At 29.6% G+C, this 15,590-nt stretch carries 16 protein-coding genes; 2 read left to right on the forward strand and 14 right to left on the reverse strand.

Annotated features, from left to right (window positions below; all coding sequences use genetic code 11):
- The coding region (locus KQI16_RS06040) for a rubredoxin-like domain-containing protein (RefSeq protein WP_442861796.1) at window positions 1–97 on the reverse strand (97 nt) is incomplete at its 3' end.
- A 327-nt stretch (window positions 98–424) separates the two neighbouring features.
- Between KQI16_RS06040 and KQI16_RS06045 the strand changes: the two genes are divergently transcribed.
- Window positions 425–604 (forward strand): hypothetical protein, encoded by a 180-nt coding sequence (locus KQI16_RS06045; RefSeq protein WP_216432793.1) that lies wholly within the window; start codon window positions 425–427, stop codon window positions 602–604.
- A 110-nt stretch (window positions 605–714) separates the two neighbouring features.
- On the opposite strand, the gene KQI16_RS06050 is transcribed toward KQI16_RS06045, so the two are convergent.
- On the reverse strand, window positions 715–1,506 hold the full coding sequence (locus KQI16_RS06050; RefSeq protein WP_216432794.1) for a GTP pyrophosphokinase: 792 nt from the start codon (window positions 1,504–1,506) through the stop codon (window positions 715–717).
- 268 nt (window positions 1,507–1,774) lie between these two features.
- On the opposite strand from KQI16_RS06050, the gene KQI16_RS06055 reads away from it, so the two are divergent.
- Window positions 1,775–2,761 carry a methyl-accepting chemotaxis protein gene (locus KQI16_RS06055; RefSeq protein WP_216432795.1) on the forward strand — a complete coding sequence of 329 codons (987 nt, stop codon included), beginning with the start codon at window positions 1,775–1,777 and terminating at the stop codon, window positions 2,759–2,761.
- A 173-nt stretch (window positions 2,762–2,934) separates the two neighbouring features.
- Here the strand turns inward: KQI16_RS06055 and KQI16_RS06060 are convergent, their stop codons facing one another.
- The 12 genes from KQI16_RS06060 to KQI16_RS06115 form a co-directional block, all read right to left on the reverse strand.
- Window positions 2,935–3,591, reverse strand: a complete 657-nt coding sequence (locus tag KQI16_RS06060; RefSeq protein ID WP_216432796.1) for a Crp/Fnr family transcriptional regulator — start codon at window positions 3,589–3,591, stop codon at window positions 2,935–2,937.
- A 129-nt stretch (window positions 3,592–3,720) separates the two neighbouring features.
- A complete protein-coding gene (locus tag KQI16_RS06065) occupies window positions 3,721–3,954 on the reverse strand; it encodes a glutaredoxin family protein (RefSeq protein WP_216432797.1) in 234 nt (77 codons plus the stop codon).
- 264 nt (window positions 3,955–4,218) lie between these two features.
- Window positions 4,219–6,099: a ferrous iron transport protein B gene (gene feoB / locus KQI16_RS06070; protein ID WP_216432798.1), complete on the reverse strand. Its 1,881-nt coding sequence runs from the start codon at window positions 6,097–6,099 to the stop codon at window positions 4,219–4,221.
- Between the two features lie 11 nt (window positions 6,100–6,110).
- Window positions 6,111–6,332, reverse strand: coding sequence for a FeoA family protein (locus tag KQI16_RS06075; RefSeq protein ID WP_216432799.1), 222 nt, complete (start codon window positions 6,330–6,332; stop codon window positions 6,111–6,113).
- A gap of 429 nt (window positions 6,333–6,761) precedes the next feature.
- On the reverse strand, window positions 6,762–7,448 hold the full coding sequence (locus tag KQI16_RS06080) for a metallophosphoesterase (RefSeq protein WP_216432800.1): 687 nt from the start codon (window positions 7,446–7,448) through the stop codon (window positions 6,762–6,764).
- Window positions 7,448–7,717, reverse strand: a complete 270-nt coding sequence (locus KQI16_RS06085) for an EscU/YscU/HrcU family type III secretion system export apparatus switch protein (RefSeq protein WP_216432801.1) — start codon at window positions 7,715–7,717, stop codon at window positions 7,448–7,450. The genes KQI16_RS06080 and KQI16_RS06085 overlap by 1 nt, the downstream gene beginning before the upstream one ends.
- 127 nt (window positions 7,718–7,844) lie before the next feature.
- On the reverse strand, window positions 7,845–9,398 hold the full coding sequence (locus KQI16_RS06090; protein ID WP_216432802.1) for a hypothetical protein: 1,554 nt from the start codon (window positions 9,396–9,398) through the stop codon (window positions 7,845–7,847).
- A 212-nt stretch (window positions 9,399–9,610) separates the two neighbouring features.
- Window positions 9,611–10,831, reverse strand: a complete 1,221-nt coding sequence (tyrS, locus tag KQI16_RS06095) for a tyrosine--tRNA ligase (RefSeq protein WP_216432803.1) — start codon at window positions 10,829–10,831, stop codon at window positions 9,611–9,613.
- Between the two features lie 289 nt (window positions 10,832–11,120).
- Window positions 11,121–11,534, reverse strand: a complete 414-nt coding sequence (locus KQI16_RS06100; RefSeq protein ID WP_216432804.1) for a hypothetical protein — start codon at window positions 11,532–11,534, stop codon at window positions 11,121–11,123.
- A 148-nt stretch (window positions 11,535–11,682) separates the two neighbouring features.
- Window positions 11,683–12,786: a sensor domain-containing diguanylate cyclase gene (locus tag KQI16_RS06105; RefSeq protein ID WP_216432805.1), complete on the reverse strand. Its 1,104-nt coding sequence runs from the start codon at window positions 12,784–12,786 to the stop codon at window positions 11,683–11,685.
- A gap of 216 nt (window positions 12,787–13,002) precedes the next feature.
- Entirely contained in the window at window positions 13,003–14,121 is a 1,119-nt protein-coding gene (locus KQI16_RS06110) for a Ger(x)C family spore germination protein (protein WP_216432806.1), read from the reverse strand.
- Complete coding sequence (locus KQI16_RS06115) at window positions 14,111–15,535, reverse strand: spore germination protein (protein WP_216432807.1); 1,425 nt, start codon at window positions 15,533–15,535, stop codon at window positions 14,111–14,113. Before KQI16_RS06115 ends, KQI16_RS06110 begins: the two co-directional genes overlap by 11 nt.
- Window positions 15,536–15,590 lie beyond the last annotated feature (55 nt).

Genomic DNA, 15,590 nt, shown 5'->3' on the forward strand with positions numbered 1-15,590 from the left:
CGAACTTATCTGCTCCTGCATGGCATACTGGACATTCAGCTGGTGCTGCTTCTCCTTCATAAACATATCCACAAATTGTACATACAAACTTCTTCATAATTTTACCTCCTATAATTTAAAAATTTTAAGTTCAATACCATTAGAATTTATTTACACTAGGAATTTTTTAAGCAATCCCTTTTCATAGTCATTATTATATAATAGTAATTATCTGTTGTAAAGTATTTTATAGTAAATTTTAACTTTTTTTATTTTTTATCTTTTTAATAACACCTTTCCTCTAAGTATAAAAGCTGCCATCTTATTAGAACCATTATAAAAACTTATCACAAATATAAATAAGAACCTCCCACTATAACTAATGTAGAAAGCTCTTATTTATATTTATATATTATTTAGCTGTTGCATTTAAAGCCTTAAAGATTTGGAAGAAGCTCCATGCAAAAGAGAGAAAAGGGTCAGAAAAGAAATTGATCTGCTAAAGGAAGAAAAATTTAAAATACCAGGAAAATGCAGGGACATAGAAATATGTCCAAAAGAACCTGAAATATTAAACTGTAAGGGTTCCTTAAGCCTTATTCCTTACGCTTGGGATAACTATTGAGTTAAAATAGCATCTGCATAATAAAAGGAGTTATTAGGCAAATATAAACCTGATAACTCCTTTTATTTTGTATTACTTAAATTGAACATTTATTAAAATCTAATTAATTTTTACTCTCTGTATTTTCTAATTTCCTTTTTTATTAAATCTAATAAATTATTAAGTTCATATACTTCCCCGTCTTCAATTAATTTATTTAAAGAAAGCTCAAATCTACTTGCTTCTGCAGTTTTTCCTAGGGAATTTAAAATTAAAATATTATCCATTATATTGGAGATTATATCTGATTTAACCTCAAAGAGCTTTTGAGCATCCTTTATTTCATCTTTAATATCAAGCATCAATTTATCTAATTCAAAGGCCGCATCTGCAGCTTTTTTTAATTTTTCCCTAACATGACTTGGAAGCTGCTTTTTATACTTATAATTTAGTGAATGCTCTATGGTAGCCCAGAAATTCATTGATAAAGTTCTTATTTGAAATTCTGCTAGTATTACCTTTTCCCCTTCTGCCATATTAACAGGATATTTAATAATAATATGATAGCTTCTATAGCCGCTTTCCTTTACCCCTCTTACATAGTCCTTTTCATAAAGAATCTGCATATCCTTCCTACTTCTAATAATTTCTACAACTGTATCTATATCATCAACGAACTGACACATAATTCTTAGTCCAGCTATATCTTCAATTTCATATTCTAATCTATCCATTGGAATTCCAAACTTATTTGCCTTTTCTAATAAGCTGGATATTTCCTTTACTCTCCCAGTAACAAATTCAATTGGAGAATATTCATTTTTCTTTCTAAACTCTTTTCTTATACTTCTAAGCTTAACTTTTAACTCTTCAACCGCTTGTTCATAAGGCATAAAAAAAGCCTTCCAATTTTGAACAGTCATACTTAATCACCCTCTTTAAACTTCACACCTTATAATTATATCAAAAATAATAATAGCTGTAAGTAAATTTTCTATGTATAAAAACTTTTGTATATATCATCTACATTCTTTACATAATATGTTATAATATATTATACATAAGGGATAATGTGATATAATATTCTGAGGGATAAAAATTATCTAAAATACACACAACTAAAGATAAAATTAAATAAACCGATAATAAAAAAAAGTGGCTCAACTAGGATATATATTAGGAGGTATTAAAATGGGGTTATTTTCCAAAAAAAATAAAGGGACAAATATTCAAAAGCCTATTGAATCTACAGAAGAAGTAAATCAAGAAGAATTATCTCAAATGGATTCAATTGCAGTTGATTTACAACAAGCTAATCACTTAAAAGAAGAAATAGCAAATATAAGTGAAAACAGCTCTAACATTTCTCGTTCAGTACAAGATGTAAACGACTCATTATCTAGCCTTGCATCTTCTACCCTTACTCAAACTGAGGAAATAGCAAATGCAAGCAGCATCTTATCAAGCTTTAGCGAAAAAATGGAACAATTAGCTTACAACGTTACCAATGTTCAAATTACAGTATTGGATACAGATAAAGCTGCAGATGATGGTTTAAGCGCCTTCAGCGTATTAGATGAATCATTAAAAGATTTGCAAAGTGCTTTTAAAATGGTTAGCAATACAGTTAATAATCTTGTTTCTAAAATAGAATCAGTTAATATAATTACAGACTCTATAAGCCAAATTGCCAGCCAAACAAACTTACTTTCATTAAATGCTGCAATTGAAGCTGCAAGGGCTGGTGAAGCTGGTAAAGGTTTCTCTGTTGTTGCTGGTGAAGTTAGAAAGCTTGCTGAAAATTCAAAGCAGTCAGTTCAAAGCATAACTAAAATATTGGATGATATTAAGGCTGATATTTTAGAAACTTCAAAAGCTATGGAAGCTGGAAGCGTAGCTATTGACAATCAACAAGATACTTTAGCTAATACAAAAAATAGCTTTAACAATATAAAAACTTCTATCAGCGATGCAGTTCAAGAAATAGATACTGCTATTGTTAACTTAACTGAAGCAGCTTCTCAAAAGGATCAAGTTTTATCAATTGTTCATAATGTAAGCAGCATTTCACAAGAACACTCAGCATTATGCCAAGAAATTGCTGCAAATATGGATTTACAAGCAACAAGCCTTGAAAACTTAAATAAATCTATTTCAGCATTAAATAATCAACTTTAATTCAAGATTATTACATAGCACAAAGTTGTTTTTTAATTAAAATATAACTTAAAAGGATCAAATTAATATACTAGTATATTTTTAAAATGTCAATTTAAATTATCCGTTACTAAAAAAAAGAAGATTGCAACCAGTCTTCTTTTTTTAGTATACAAAATATTTTTATTGTATTTTCAGCTGTGAATTAATTTTTTTACTTTTATCTTCCCTCTACCTAGTTCCAGCAGTTCCCTTCTCTCTAACTCTTTAAGTTTTCTGCTGACTACTTCCCTAGAGGATCCTATATCAGCTGCTATCCTTTCATGAGTTGCATATATTATCCTGCTGCCATTATTTTTAGCAATATTTTCTTTAAAATAATTAATCAATCTATTCTCAATACTATCAAAGGTTACCTTTTCTAAACCACTTACGACATTTTCGAATTTGTTATATAAATTTCTGAAAATATATTTTAGAAAATGAACATTATTTAATATATACATTTTAAAGAAAGGCATGGGAACAAGAGCAATTAATGCATTTTCTTCTACTTCTATAAAAGAATCACTTTCAGAATTAGTTAATGCACATAAGACAGTATTAAAACAATTATCACCTCTTCTTAATCTATATAAGGTGATTTCTTTTCCATCATCACCTATTTTATAGACTCTTATTTGACCAGATAATATAAGCGAAAAACCTATACAGCTTTGCTTTTCGTTAAAAATTCTGCTTCCAATTTCATAATTTCTTACCACAAGTACATTAAACATTTCATCTAAAACTTGCTCATCTAAATTTTTTAAAAAGGGATAATATCTAAGTACCTTATTTCTAATATTCATAAATTACCTCATACAAATTCTTAATACTTCATTATATAATATTATAGCTCTAATTCTACTTTTAATAAAAGAAAAGAACTGTCTTAAATTAAAAGGCAGTTCCTTTCTTTAAAACGCATATATAAATTATTATAAACCTAATATGCCATCTATTCTTTTCTTATCAAATCCAACAACTATTTTTCCGTTGATATCTAATACCGGAACTCCCATTTGACCGCTCTTTTGCACCATTTCTCTAGCTGCATCTTGATCTAAAGCAACATTTATCTCTTCAAAACTTATTCCATTACTCTTTAAATAATTTTTTGCCTTAACGCACCATGGACAAGTTGATGTTGTATAAACTTTTATATTATTCATAATTATTACCCCCAATTAATTCTATTATCATACAATAATTATATTATATTTTTCCAGTATAAACTGTAACAAAGTCACATAAAAAACTTTTATCATACTCCTTAAAATATAAAAAAGAAGCTATTCCAAAACAATTTAGAAATATTTTGGAATAACTTCTTTTTTTGTAATCAAAAATATTAATTTATATACTCGAACCTAAGTTTAATTATTTTCTTAGCTTTTGTCAACAAGATAAGATAAATTTCTATTTATGATTACATTTTATTTGCTTACATGGGCAGTCTGCCCAACTTCTTCTTTATTAAAATACTTAATCAATCCAAAGATTCCTGCTGCAACTACTAGTGAAATTATTAAGAATTGAACTATATCAGCCCCTGTTGCTGCTCCTGTAATTAAAGTTGCGGCAAATTTAAATAAATATGAGCAGACCCAAGCTAAAGCAAATTGATAGCTGACTGACAGCCACATCATTTTATTTCCGTATTCTTTTCTCATAACTCCAATAACTGCAAAGCAAGGTGTATATAATGATACAAATATTAAGAAAGCATATGCTGTTATTGTGCTAAATACTGTTGGTAATACTACAGCTAGATCCCCATAAACTATTTCCATAGTTCCTATAATAACTTCTTTAGCTGCTAAACCGGAAAGTATTGATACTCCTGCCTGCCATGTGCCAAAGCCTAATGGAGCAAAAATTGGAGCAACTATTCCTCCTAAGGCTGCAAGGAAGCTTGAATCTATTTCTGTTGTAAATCCATTCATATTGAAGTAAGTTAAAAACCAAACTAATATAGAAATTCCAAAGATTAATGTTCCCGCTCTAACAATAAAGCCCTTTGACTTTTCCCAAGCGTTTAATATTAAGGTTCTAAAGCTTGGAAGCTTATATTCAGGCAATTCTAATATAAAAGGTTCTTCATCCTTTTTAAATAGGGTATTTTTAAATAAGAAGCCAATTAATATTGCAACTATAATTCCAAGTAAATATAAGAACATAACTACTAAATCTTGTTTTTCTTCAAAAAAGATTGATGCAAATAAGGCGTATACTGGCAGTCTTGCTCCACAGGAAGCAAGTGGGGCAATTAGTGCCGTCATCTTTCTATCTTTTTCACTTTCTAATGTTCTTGTTGCCATTATTGCTGGAGCTGAACATCCAAATCCCATAATAAGCGGAATAAATGCCTTTCCTGATAAGCCAATCTTTCTCATTATTCTATCCATTAAAAAGGCTACTCTTGACATATATCCACTATCTTCTAGGAAACATACTCCTAGGAATAAAGCAAATACTATTGGGAAGAATACTATAACTCCACCAACTCCTGCAACGATACCATCTAAAATTAATGATTGGAACCATTCTGAAGAATTTTCTAAAAAGCCTCCAATATAAGGGGTTAATGTATCTGCCACAAAAGCATCTAACATATCTGCTAAAGGTTGTCCAAACCAATTAAAGGTAAATTTAAATATGAGCCATAAAGAAAATAGGAAAATAGGGTAAGCTAATATAGGATTTAATACTAGCTTATCTATCTTTCTTGCTGTGCTTTCAGCCTTTCCTGAATTCTTTAAACTATTTTTTATTACCTTATTTAGATAGCTGTAAGTTTCATTTTCTGAGTTAAATTTTAAATTATAATTTACAAGGCTTCCTTTAAGCTTAATTACTGTCTCTTCTATTTTATCTAAACCCTTTTTTGTTTTTGCTGATATTGGAAGAACAGTAACTCCTAATTCCCTTCCAAGTTTCTCACAATCAATGTCTAAGCCTCTCTTTTTAGCTATATCCATCATATTAAGTAATATAATTATGGGCTTATTGAATTCCATTAATTGAGTTGTTAAATATAAATTTCTTTCTAGGTTTGTTGCGTCAACAACATTTAATATAACATCCACATCATCTTGTTCTAAAAATTCTCTTGATATCTTTTCTTCGTTAGAGAAGGTATCCATAGCATAGATACCAGGTAAATCTACTATTTTAATATCTTTATTTATAAATCCATACTTCTTATCTATTGTTACCCCTGGCCAGTTTCCTACATATTGCTTTGAACCAGTTAGGGCATTAAATACAGTTGTCTTCCCTGTATTAGGATTACCTATTAATGCTGCATTTATCATATTTCCACCCCTTATTCATTTAAATATATATTCTTAGCATCTTTTTTTCTTATAGCTAAATCAAAGCCTCTAAAGGAAACTAAAATGGGATCTCCTAAAGGTGCAACCATCTTAACTTCAAGCTCTGTTCCATTAACACAGCCTAAAGCTAATAATCTCTTTGCTAATTTCTTATCTCCAAGAACTTCTTTTACTGTTCCCTTCTCTCCGACCTTTAAATTATAAACTGTCATTATAACTCCCCCTTGCACAAATTTCCACATCTATATCATCTATATATAATTATATTCAATTGATATTGAATGTCAATAGCGACACATATTTTTTGACACATTTTTATCAAACTTTTCTCTAACAAGCACTAATTGATTTTGAAATTCATTTTCTTCTTGTTAATATACTATTCAACTTTTCCATAAAAGAAAGCAAAAAATTATATAAATTTTATGTAAAATAAAAAAAGATTCGACTTTATCAATAAGCCAAATCTTAAACCAATTTCAACTCCACACTCCTAACTCCACACTCCAAACTCCTAACTCCACACTCCAAACTCCACACTCCAAACTCCACACTAAGTTAAACTCCAAACTCCACACTCCAAACTCCACACTACACGCTCCACACTCCAAACTCCTAACTCCACACTAAATTCACACTGTTTAAAGTATTTTTCTAGGATTAAAATCTAAGTAATCACAGGCAGTCATTATATATTCTATCCCATCAAATTCTCCATCTAGCACATTTGACAAAGCTGGACCATGAATATGACCATATATAACTTTTTCAACCTTATATTCCTTAAATAAATCTGTAAAAACAGAAGCTTCCTTCTTTTCATTAACTGGTGGATAATGTATCATAACTATTATCTTTTCATATCCGCTCTTTACTGCTGCATCTAAGGATAGCCTTAATCTTATTAATTCCCTATTTAATATTTTTTGATCCTTTTGAGTAAATTTATCAGAACTATTTAAAATCCATCCCCTGGAACCACAAATTGCATAATCTTCGTAGGTATAGAAGTTATTTTGTAAGAACTTTGTTTTTTCATACATATTATTTAATTTGGTAATTCCAGTCCACCAATAATCATGATTTCCCTTAGATACAATCTTTCTTCCTGGTAAGACATCTATCCAATCTAGGTCTTCCTTACTTTCCTTTGAATTCATAGACCAAGATACATCTCCTGCGATAAGAACTGTATCCTCTTCCTTAACTTTTTTAAGCCAGTTATTTTTAATCTTTTCATCATGCTTAAACCACTTTTTCCCAAATATATCCATTGGTTTATCTGTTGTGAAAGCAAGATGAAGGTCTGAAATAGCATATAATGCCATTAGCTTTCACCGCCTATCTTTCTGTCTAAATCTACTACATAGGCTATTATATGTGCTACTGCTTCGTAAAGATCTGGAGGAATGTATTCTCCCACATCAACATTGCTTAATAAATCAGACAATTCTTTATTATAAACTATTGGAACATTATTTTCCTCTGCCTTTTCAATTATCTTATCAGCAATATGCCCCATCCCGCTTGCAGTAACTATCGGAGCTATTGAATTTTCTTCATATTTTAAAGCAGCTGCTTTTTTTATTTCTTTCATAATTCCCCCGCTAAATCAATTAACAATAGACAATTATATATTAAACTGTTACACAGTTTTTATAATTATTTCCGAAATTATTAATTGTTATCTGTAAATTAAAATATTTTGCACTGCAAAATATTTCTTATACTTTCCTATCCAATCTAAAGCTTACTTCTGGATTGAAAAAGTCCCTACAAGTTGTTAGAGAAACTTCTTCCTCTTTTTTCGCTACATTAATATTAACAATAAAGCCCATGTTTTCAATGTTTCTTTCTAATATTATTTTGCTCATGTTTATTATTTTAACAGAATCTTCATTACATTTTAAGTCAATATTTATTTTTTTATCTTTTACTGTTACATAACTGTCAATTGTTCCTAAATTTTTAGTATCTATGGTAATAACCATTTTTACATTCTTGCTGTCTATTTTCTTTCCTTTTTTTCTATTATCCTTAACTATTATTTTGCAAGGATATTCTCTGTCCTTAACTGTAACAGGAAATTGTCCATAGTAATATTCCTCACTAAATTTATTAAAAAGCTTTATTTCATTAATATTATTTTTTATTAAATCAATAACCTTTTCTGTCAGCTGGCCTTCACTCTTTAATATTGATAAAGCTTTTTTTATAATATTTTTGTTTTCCTGCCCTGCTTTACTTATGGATACTTCTACTTCTTCCTTTGAACTTAAGCTATTTTTAATTATAGCTTCATTAGCATTATTTTCTTTTGCTGAATTATCCTTGCTAATAATATTTTCACTAATATTATTCTCATTTAGGATTTCCTTATTATTTATTATTTCCCCATTTGCTCCATCAATTAGACTATTTTCAGACTCTGCTCTTCCTGTATCTATTAAATTTTCTTCTACTACACTTTGATATTTCAAATTAATTGCATCTTTTAATTTTGTAAATTCCTCATTTGCAATATTGTTTTCCTTTTCCCCTGCCAAGATAATATTTTCCTCATACTCTTGTCCACTATTCACTAAATCAGAAAGCTTTGATATTAAAACTGACAGCTTATTATTCCCCTTAAAGATATTATTATAAGCTTCAATATTTTCATTATTAAATTCTAAATTATTCTCTAAAAAGAGCAATATGTCTTCCTTTGATAAGTTCTTAAAGGCTTGAAGGAAATTTCTTAATAACTCCGCTGCCTTCTCTCCTCTTTCAGAAGCTTCACTAATTCCCTTGCCTAATAAATAATTTTGAATAAATTTTTCTATCTCTTCTGGATTATTATTAATTCTAGATAAAAATTGAAGCATGCCCTGTATATCTTTTATATTCTTTTTAGTTAAGGGAATATTAAATTTAACCATTGCCTCTAAGAGGAGCTTATCCTCTTTACTATAAGAACCCTTAGTTGCTAGTTCGCTAAAATCATTTTGGGCTATTCCTTCCCCTTCATTATCTTTTGTTATCAGCTTTAATTTTAACTTACCATTTTCAAAGCCTTCTACTTCAAACTTCTGAAGAACATCCACCATGGCAGTAATATTTTCATCTAATTCTGCTGTAAACTGCCATCCATCTATTAGCTTTACAACAACTTCATTTCCTTCTCCAGTTTTAATTATTTTCCCAGAAAACTTGTCCCTAACATCAAAGCTAAGCTTACTAGTTATCTTTTTATTATTAGCATTATAACTATTCCCTATATTGTGAATTCCAGCCATTATTCCACCCCATCAACATTCTCTATTATTTATAATATCGAAGATTTATGCACATTTCTTAATAGAGGAATAGACTTCAAAGAAAATTTAAGACAGTATAATTTTGAACTAAGTATCTTTTAAATAAAAAAATAGCTGCTGTATCTTTGAATTCCCCTTCCTCCAATGAACGAATTAAGGTTAATTTCTTAATAAAGCAGCTATTATTTTAATTATTCAATTTCAATCTTATGATGATTTTTCTTTCCCCTCTTAACTAAAGCATATCCGTCTTTGAAATCTGCTTCTTCTAATTTTCTTGCAATATCAGTTACCTTTTCTCCATTTAAGGAAAGACCATTTTGTTGTATTAATCTTCTTCCCTCTGCCTTTGAAGGAACAATTTTTGTTTCTGCAATTATATCAAGTAAAGTTGAACCTAATTTATCCCTGCTTATTTTTACAGTAGGAACATTGGACATATCTACTCCACCTGAGAATAAAGCTTCTGCTGCTGATTTAGCCTTTAATGCTTCTTCTTCCCCATGAACTAATTTAGTAACTTCAAAAGCAAGTCTCTTCTTAGCTTCATTTATAGCAGCACCTTCAACATTAGTTATTTCATTTATTTCTTCAACTGGAACAAAGGTTAAAAGCATTAAGCACTTTTTAACATCTGCATCATCAACATTTCTCCAGTATTGATAGAAATCAAATGGTAAAGTTTTATTAGGATCAAGCCATAAGGCTCCTCCTACTGTTTTACCCATTTTTTGTCCTTGGCTGTTAGTTAATAATGTACAAGTCATAGCCATAGCTTGACCTTGAGCCTTTCTTCTTACTAGCTCAACTCCTGCTATCATATTTGACCATTGATCGTCTCCACCTAATTGCATTTTACAGCCATATTTTTGATTTAATACATAGAAATCATATGCCTGCATTAACATATAGTTAAATTCTAAGAAAGAAAGCCCTCTTTCTAATCTTTGCTTAAAACATTCTGCTGTAAGCATTCTATTTACTGAGAAGTGAATTCCAACTTCCCTTAGAAAATCTACATAATTTAGATTTAACAACCAGTCTCCATTATTAACTAATAATGCCTTCCCATCGCTGAAATCAATGAATTTTTCCATTTGTTTTTTAATTGCATCAACATTATGTTGAATTTGTTCCTTAGTAAGCATTGCTCTCATATCAGTTTTACCTGATGGATCTCCTACCATAGCAGTTCCACCACCTATTAAAGCTATTGGTCTATGACCAGCCTTTTGCATATGGGCCATAAACATTAAAGCAATAAAGTGTCCTACATGTAAACTATCAGCTGTTGGGTCAAAACCTATATAAAAAGTTATTTTCTCCTTCTCTAATAACTCTCTTGTCTCTTCTTCATGAGTAAATTGTTTTATATAACCACGTTCCATTAACTCGTCTAAAACATTAGCCATTTTGCCGTACCTCCTAGTTTATTTACTTATTATAGTATATCTTTTTATTATTACAAAATCAATTATATTCAATAAACAAAGGCCTTTAGTTCATAATTAGGATAAAAAAGAAAATCGAGGCAAGCCCCGATTTTTTATATCAATTTCTTTTTTGATAATTCACCCCAACTCCAAACTCCTAACTCCACACTCCAAACTCCACACTCCACACTCCAAACTCCACACTCCAAACTCCAAACTCCACACTCCAAACTCCTAACTCCACACTCCAAACTCCTAACTGATATTATTATGCTACATATTCTTTTATAAAGTCTGGTAAACGTTCTCCTGAATTACAATCTATATTAATAAATAAATTAACTTCAAACCTTTGAGAGAATTCCTTTAGTTTTTTGAATAGTTCCATTGATTCTGATAACTTTAAGTTAACTATTTCTGATAAATTATCTATATATATATTCTCTACATCATAGTTCTGAGATATTATCCCACATAATAATCCATAAAAACTATCAAAATCATTTATGCCTAGTTCTCCTGTATTTATAAATCTAATGTTCGTCTTGAGATGCATCATATTCTTTGATTTATTATCAATGTATACCGAATCACCTTTTGACTGAAATAAACGTTCATTAGCAAGCTTTATTAATCTTTTTGTTTTTCCTGCCCCCTTACTAGCGCAAAAAACCTGAATCATTGGAATCCACTCCTTTAAAGAATTTTTTCTACTCTTAATTTATTATATTCTAAAAGATTGCAATTATTTACAGATATTAGAACAAAATGAAAATTTGCGCAAAATAAAAAATGGCAAACAAAAAAAAGATAAATAAACTTAAGCTTATCTATCTTTTCACTGTCAGGGATTCATTCATAAATAATTGAGAGATTTCTACTTTATTTTTACCTTCGGACTTAGCTTTGTAAAGCAGTTTATCTGCACAATTTATTACTTTTTCTAAAGTTTCTCCATCAAATGGATAAAAAGCTACACCAAAGCTTGCCGTTATGCTTGTGTGATCTCCTTCTTTAGAAACAATATGATTTGATATAGCATATCTTATTTCATCTATTTCTTCATATACATTTCTGCTTTCGTCATTACAATTTAAAAATAAAATTAATTCTTCTCCTCCATATCTAGCAATTATATCTTCATTTTTAAGCTTATTGCTAATAATGCCAGTGGTTTCTATTAAGACTTTATCTCCAAACTGATGCCCTAGAGTGTCATTAATCTGCTTAAAATCATCTAAATCTATCATAACTATTGCATATTTTTTAATTTTACCTGAAGCCAGTCGTTCATCAATAATATCATAAAAGGTTTTTCTATTATAAACTCCAATTAAAGCATCATATTTAGCAGCTTTTTCAATTTGCTTGTATAACATTGAATTTTCTAAAGCAATTGCAATTTGACTTGCTATAGAGCTTAAAAATATCTCATGAAACTCAGTTAAAAAATTGTAGTGGGAATGATCAACAATTATATATCCAATAAACTTATCTCCCACTTTAATGGGAACCCCCATCCGTGAATGTATTGAAATTTTATTCTCAACATCTTCTACAATAGGCTCTTTTGAATTTATTATAAAAGTTTTCTTTTTACTAATATATCTCTTACATTTATCAGTCAGCTTTATACTTTCTTTTGTTCCATTAGTCGCTTTTATAATAAACTTTAAATCTTGAAATAAATATATTGTTGATTGGGCTACCCCTATTATTCCTATTATCATATCATTTATCATTGAGATAATGTTATCACTGCTTAAATTTGAATTTATGTAATTGCTAATTAATATTACATTTGAAAGCATATCAAGATTTTTTTGATATTGTATATTTTCGGAGCTGAGTTGCTGTATCTTTTCTTCTGTAATTTTTTGATACCCTTCATATTCCATCTTAAGTTGATGATACTTAAACTTATAATCGTCCATACTCCCTCCCTGCTATATTTAACTTGGTATGAATCGAATTAAAATAAAATAAATTACTATTTATATAATCAATTTTTATTTGATAACTGCTTATTTATAATAATAACTTGTATATTTTATATTTTATATTTTACTTTATTTTCCTTTTAATATCAATAGATTTTACTTTCCAAAACTATAAAAAAAGAATTTATGTAAATAAAGTAAAAATGCTATTTATAATATATCTTTTACTAGACTGCTGCCGTCAATTATAATATTAATATTTACATCTAAGTAAGTATTTGCCAGAGGGTTTTCTATTTTAGTTTTTGGATAATTTATATTTAATAATCTCTTTACTTCAAAAATATCCAGCTCCTCTTTCTTAAACTTCTCAAAGGTAGTTATCAAATAATTCTTCATTAATTTTTCTGTTTCTTCCTTTATATAATCTAAAGTTTTATCATCAACAATCAGCTCACTTTGAGCCTCTGCAAGGGTTATTTTTATATCTATATCTTTTATAAGGTGTATTTTTTCATCCTTAAGCTCTATATTGCTTTCAACACTTGTTCCTAATATCTCTACCGTAATAAGGCCTTCATCCTTTTGTGGATTAGAAATTTCCAATATTCCATCTGTAATATTGTTTAATAAAACATTATAACTCACTACTTCTAAAGGATTCATAGTAGAAACTAGCTTATGATCTTTTAATATAGCCCCTCCACTAAGCTCAATTTTTTCTCCAATTTCATCTTCCTTTATTTTAAGACTTCCTACAATAAAAGAATCATCTTCTTCTATCACCTTGCTTAAATAATCATTCATATTAGCACTTACTGCTTTGGGATTAGTCTTATTTCTATTTATAAGTTCTTCTAAGTATTGTCCTAAATACTCTTCATCCTTAGAGCTTACTTCTAAAAGCTTGCTTAAATCTCCATAATAAATAAACATATCTGGTTTAATTGATAACTGCTGATTATTATTGATAAGGCTTAAATATTTTTCTATTCCTGATTTAGCAGCCTTCTCAGTAAATATATATGCTCTATTTTGAGAATAATTCAATCTTGTGCTGGAAATTAAATTTACATTTTTTAAAGCTTCAATAGCTGTTTTTCCTTCTGCCCTATACATTATTCTTCTTGCCTTTTCTTCACCTTCATCACTGCTTCTATAAGGCTTTATGCAGTCAACATAAACTACTATCTCATCACTATCTTCTTCATCAAAGATCATGCTGGTAACAAAGGTAAGCTTATTTATATCATTATAATTAAAACATCCATATAAAAGGGTTGGGCTGATTAATATCATTATTGCAACTAATATCTTTTTAAGTTTCATCTTTACCACCCTCTTTTATTACATTCTTCGAAATCTTAGATAAACTTCCCCTAAAAGCTATATCTCTAAATTTTAATTCCTTAGTGCTTCCAATTGGGAATAGGAATTGATATCCAACTGAATCTAATTGAGATAATTGAATCAGCATTAGCAAGGCACCAGATATGAAACCTGGTATTCCAAAGGCAGAAGCAAATCCAACTAAAACAATTCCCCAGAAAGATAAAGGTCCATAAAGCTTTGGAATTAAGAAATAAGCTAGGGAGCTTAAAGCTATTATAACTATAGTAATTCTAGAGGCTATTCCTGCAGCCACAGCTGATTCTCCTAAAATCAAACCTGATACTATACTCATGGCTCCACCTATTGGTTTTGGCAGCCTTAATCCAGCCTCCTTAATTAATTGGAAGGCCAGCATTACTATTAATACTTCTAAGAAGCTTGGGAATGGGACACCAGCCCTTGATACAGCTAACCTAAACATAAATATTGATGGTATTATAGAAAAATGATAGGTTATTATTGCCACATATAGGGCAGGAACAAATACTGCCAGGAAAAAAGCTATCCATCTTAGCACCCTATTAAAATTAGTAAAATATTTGTTTAAATAATAATCATCCGGCATTTGAAAGTTTTCTAGGAAGAAGTATGGTACAGTTATAACAAAAGGAGTTCCATCTACTATTACCCCAACCCTGCCTTCTAAGAGTTTTGCACAGACTTCATCCGGCTTTTCTGTATATCCAACGGTGTCAAAGAAGCTTATTTGATTTTTTAAGGCATCTTCAACATAATTTGTGTCTAATATAAAACCAAGATCCAGCTCTGCTATCTTCTCTTTAACATTTCTTATTAGAGGTTCAGGAGCCAGGCCATCTATATAGCAGATTGCAACAGAGGTATTTGATTTATCTCCTACCACTGCTATTTCAAATTTTAAGTCTGGATTTTTTATTCTTCTTCTTATTAAAGCAATATTATTTACAATTAACTCATTAAAACCTTCCTTTGGCCCCTTTAATACTGCTTCTGTTTCTGGAGTTCCAACACTTCTTACTGGAAAGCCCTTAGCTTCTATAAATATCAAATCTTCAATACCATCAAAGACTAAAACGGGATCACCAGATAAAATATGCCATAAGGCATCATCTATATCTTCACATAAACCTAGGGCATTTATGTCCAAAACATTTTCCATTATCTGATCTAATATGCTCTTATCTTGATTTTTTGTCTCTGGAAGCTGCCTAATATTTTTAAGAGGCATTACAACATATTCGCTTATCATTCTTACATTACATAAGTCGTCTATGTATATAATTGTTGCATTCCCTATTGCAGTTTCTACTTTTCTATACTTTACATCAAAATTTTTTGATAATCTTTGCTTTAATTCATTTAACTTATCCATATTCATCACCAAATATATTATTCGTTTTAATATTGTTTAATATACATATTTTCAT

Source organism: Caproiciproducens sp. MSJ-32 (assembly GCF_018918055.1).
In the GTDB taxonomy this organism is placed as follows: Bacteria; Bacillota; Clostridia; order Clostridiales; family Clostridiaceae; genus Clostridium.